The sequence below is a fragment of the Actinomycetota bacterium genome, from assembly GCA_035540895.1.
Taxonomy (GTDB): Bacteria; Actinomycetota; JAICYB01; order JAICYB01; family JAICYB01; genus DATLFR01.
In genome coordinates this window covers 1-4,066 of sequence record DATLFR010000238.1, presented here as the reverse complement: position 1 = coordinate 4,066, position 4,066 = coordinate 1, and the positions used below count along the sequence as shown (strand labels likewise).

Below are 4,066 nucleotides of genomic sequence, written 5' to 3'. Positions count from 1 at the left end.
GTCCCCGCCGGGACCTCGACGAGGTCGGCGAGGGCGGCGATCATCGCGAGCTCGCGTCGATCGCAGGCCCTGAACAGGTCGACGGAGGCGAGTACCTCCATCTTCGGGTCGGTTCGGTGCAGAAGGCTCATGAGCGGTCCTCCTCGTCTGGCTTCGGACCGAGCCTAGGAGCGGCGGGGCGGGACTTCTGTGGCGTTGTGCACAGAACCGGTGTTACTTCTTGCGGCCCTTCCGGGCGTAGAGGGCGAGGATCCTCTCGGCGCTGTGACGCACGCGTTCCCTCAGCTCCGCCGGTTGGACGACGTCCACGTGGGGGCCGAACCGCAGGAGCAGCTTCTCCAGCCACTCGTAGTCGGAGGTCCGGAAGCGGATCTCGCGTCTGCCGCCGCGCAGCTCACGGACGGACTCGACCGCGAGCAGGCCCGGCTCGGCTAGCCAGGCGCCGACGGTACCCGAGACGCGCAGCACGACCTCGGTGTCGTCGGGGCCGGGCGCGTATACGAGGGGCGGAGGCAGGTCGTCGGCCGCGTCCGGGGGGAGCTCGAAGGTCTCGTCGGTGAGCTCGAGGCTCTTGATGCGGTCCAGACGGAAGATTCTGCGGTCCACGGCCAGGTGGCACCACCCGGACGCGTACCAGTGTCCGAGCGAGGAGAACACCAGGTACGGGTCCACCTGGCGTCGGGTGAGGCTGTCGCGGGAGTAGGTGTAGTACTCCATGTCCACCCGGCGCCTCTCGGTCACGGCCTCCCTGAGGAGGGGAAGCCATCGGGCCTCCCCCGACTCCAGGGCGACCTGGATGCGATCGGAGAGCTCGGACAAGCCGCCGTCCTGGGGCTGGAGGGCCACGGCGAGCTTGTCCAGGGCCGAGCGCAGAGGGGCCAGCTCGGCGAGCGTCGAGCCGTCCCGGCCCTGGTCGAGCAGGTCGAGCAGGGCCCGTCCCTTCAGGTACACGGGGATCGCCTCCGTGCGGGTGAGACGCAGCGGCCGGGCGAAGTAGTCGGCCATCCGGATCGAGACGCGATCCTCCTCGACCGACACCTCGATGAGATCGGCCGGCGTGTAGTCGGGGAGGCCGCACATGAACAACAGCTCCAGGTCGTCGCGGATCTCCTGCTGGTCGACGCCGAAGCGCCGCGCGAGCTCCTCGATCGACACGTACGGGTTGGCGACGCAGAAGGGCACGAGGAGCAGGATGCGCTCCAACCGTCCGAGGCTGCGGCCGGGGTCGGCCCCCTTGCGGCGCTTCGCGTTCAGGACGACCTCCGCTTCGGCGGCTGAACGAGCGCGGACAGGTGCTCGACGACCTTCTCCCGGACCCGCTCGGGAGACCGGACGACCGCGTCCTCACCGAAGCCGAGGACCCAGCCCACGAAGCCGTCCTCGTCGACCACGGACAGCTTCGTCAGGATGTGGTCCTTCCATGTGCCGGTGGGCTCGAGCCCGAACGACTGCTGCACCCACCACCAGATGCGGGGGGAGAACGCGACCTCCACCGAGGTCCCCCTCTCCCCCGCCCACGGCTCGGTCACCTGGTGGCCGTCGACCGAGAACCCATCGGGGACCTCGAAGTCCGGTCCCTCGGCGCGGTTGACGAACCTGGGCTCGGAGGTCATGCGCTGGAGCTTGAAGTGCCGGACCGCTCCTCGCGTGTGGTCCTGTCCCACGAGGTACCAGGCGCCCTGCCGGTGGACGAGGGCGTAGGGGTCCACCGTCCGCTCGGTGGGCTTCGGCCGTCCGGCCGCCCGGTATCCGAACCTGATGGTCCTCTTGGATGCGACCGCGTCGAGCACCTGGGACAGCGAAGGCGCGTCGAGGTGCAGGCGGGCGCGCAGCCATGGCGGCGCCGCGGGGTCGGTCGGCGTCCCGGATCCGAGAGAGAGCTTGAGCAGGGCCTGGTCGCGGCCCCCGTCCTCCTCGACCACGACACCCGACGCGATCCAGAGCGCGGCCATCTCCTCCGGGGTGAGGTCGAGCTCGGGGAGGTAGTAGCGGTCCTTCGATATGACGTAGCCCTCCTCGACCTCCCACACGTCGGTGAACCGGCGCTCGATCGGGATCCCGACGGAGCGCAGCTCCTCTTTGTCCCGTTCGAACATCCGCTTGAACGACGAGTAGTCCCCCTGCTGGTAGCCGGGGACCGTGTTGCGGATCTCCTCCACGGTCAGCGGGCGCCGGGTGTTGAGGAGCAGGGCGATGAGGTTGACGAGGCGCTCGACCTTCTGCACGGGCCGTATGGTATCGCGCCCCCGGACGTGCGCCGGGGGCCCCTCTCGGGGCCCCCGGCTGAACAGCTGGTGTGTGGCTCGTGGCGTCAGCGCCGGCCGCGGCGCGTCTCCTCCACCTTGGCCTGCTCGTCGGTCTTGGTCACGACGCTGTCCGACCCGCGGGACCGGCCGGTCTGCCGCAGCTTGCGGTCGTCGGCCTCGTCGGTGTCGACATGCCGTTCGTCGCGCTCGTCGACCCTCGTGTAGGTCTCGGAGATGCGGTAGTCGTCCGCGTAGCGCTCGTAGTGCCGCTGCGCGAGCAGTCCGCCCAGGAGCCCGCCGAGGAGCATGGCGACGAGCACGCCGGCGGCGATCGCCAGCCCGTACCCGGCCAGCTCGCTCATCGTGAACGGGAGCGGCGAGAGCACGGACCGGGCCGCCTCCGTCTCGGCTCCCGCGGTGTCCGGAGAGCCGGCGGCGAGGATGCCGAGGACGAGCGCTACGGCCAGTCCGGTCACGGCCACGAGGGCGCCGGTCAGCGTGGAACGTCCGGGGGCCATCCGTCCGCCCGCGTAGCCTCCCCACATGTAGGCTAGGAACTGGGCGACGATGACGGCGATCGCCGCGCCGATGCCTATGGTCAAGGCCTCGTCGCGCGGCACCTGCGTCGAGACGTCGACGTTCGTCCACATCCCGACCAGTCCGGCGAGGGCGCCGAGCAGGAGCATGACGCCGAAGGCGACAGCGGCGCCGGTCAGGGCCCCTCCGATGACGGAGCTGGGGCCGTGTGAGTCGGCCCCCATCGTGTAGATCCTCTCATTGCGTTCGCGCCTCATGGATCTCCCTTCGCACGGGGACACGTTCACGAAGGGACGTCCCCGGGCCCAGGGGGGCCGAAACGTGCGCGCCGCTCAGCCGACCAGGTCGGCGGCGTGGGTCGCCGCCGCCCCCGCGCACCTGAAGAAGAGGGGGTCCTCGTCCGGCGAGCGGCCCATGTGCGCGGCCGGGAGCCCGGCCAAGAGCCCCAGGACGCCGCCGTCTGGGCGCTCGGCGACGGCGAACCCGGGGAGGGCGGCCCGGGCGGCCGCGACCGCGTCCGACGGCACCGGGACCCCGACCGCTTCGGGGCGATGGACGAGCCGGGTCAGCGCGGTCCGGACATGGTGGCTCACCCCTCGGTGGCGGTCCCGGGGGTCGCCCTCGGACATCCGCAGCGCGACCACCGGGCGTCCGTCCAGGGCCAGCGTCGCGTTCACGACCGCCGCGAGGTCGAGCCCGGTCGTCCCGAACGGGGTCGAGGTCCCCACCACGCCCGGCCCCATCCCGGCGACGACGACGTCGGCCCGCAGGACGGCGCGGGCGGCCAGCAGCCCGGAGTGCAGGGTCACGGCCTCGAGGTCACCACCCACGGCGTGCCCGGTCGTCACGGTGCCCGCCAGCCACCCGAGCTCCCGGAGCGTCCGCAGGGTCCTCGACAACCCGGCGGGGAGAGCGCCGCCATCGGTCATCACGTAGACGACCCTCGCCTGCGGGAGCCGGTCGTGGAGGACGGCCACCACCGGCAGGAGCTGCGAGTGGAGGGACGCGGCCACCACCGGCACGTCCGCGAGCGAGGCGGACGTCGCCATGACGTCGTGATGCGGCGACTCGGGAGCCTCGACGGCCAGGACGTCGCTCTGCCCTGGGGTGTAGCGCAGCTTCATGACGTGGCCGCCGGACGGTGCCTCGTGCGACGCGTGGGCGAGGTTCCAGACCACGATGTCGTGCCCGCCGGTCCCGAGCCCGAGGTCGACGGCGGTCGTGTTGACCACGACCCGGTCGCCGGGGGAGGCGGGGGCGGCCCAGAGCGGGAACAGGAGGGC

General features: G+C 71.7%; 4 protein-coding genes. All 4 read right to left on the bottom strand.

Features of this window, described 5'->3' with window-relative positions; all coding sequences use genetic code 11:
- Nucleotides 1–213 precede the first annotated feature (213 nt).
- Nucleotides 214–1,203 (bottom strand): WYL domain-containing protein, encoded by a 990-nt coding sequence (locus tag VM840_13350; protein ID HVL82570.1) that lies wholly within the window; start codon nt 1,201–1,203, stop codon nt 214–216.
- Between the two features lie 47 nt (nt 1,204–1,250).
- Nucleotides 1,251–2,225, bottom strand: a complete 975-nt coding sequence (locus tag VM840_13345; GenBank protein HVL82569.1) for a WYL domain-containing protein — start codon at nt 2,223–2,225, stop codon at nt 1,251–1,253.
- An 86-nt stretch (nt 2,226–2,311) separates the two neighbouring features.
- Nucleotides 2,312–3,040 carry a hypothetical protein gene (locus tag VM840_13340; protein ID HVL82568.1) on the bottom strand — a complete coding sequence of 243 codons (729 nt, stop codon included), beginning with the start codon at nt 3,038–3,040 and terminating at the stop codon, nt 2,312–2,314.
- 75 nt (nt 3,041–3,115) lie between these two features.
- Nucleotides 3,116–4,066 (bottom strand): DUF3866 family protein (locus tag VM840_13335; protein HVL82567.1); only part of this gene is annotated, 951 nt, incomplete at its 5' end.

Bases quoted from the DNA above. Each gene is read 5' to 3' on its own strand.
- VM840_13340 (HVL82568.1), bottom strand. From the start codon at position 3,040: ATGAGGCGCGAACGCAATGAGAGGATCTACACGATGGGGGCCGACTCA.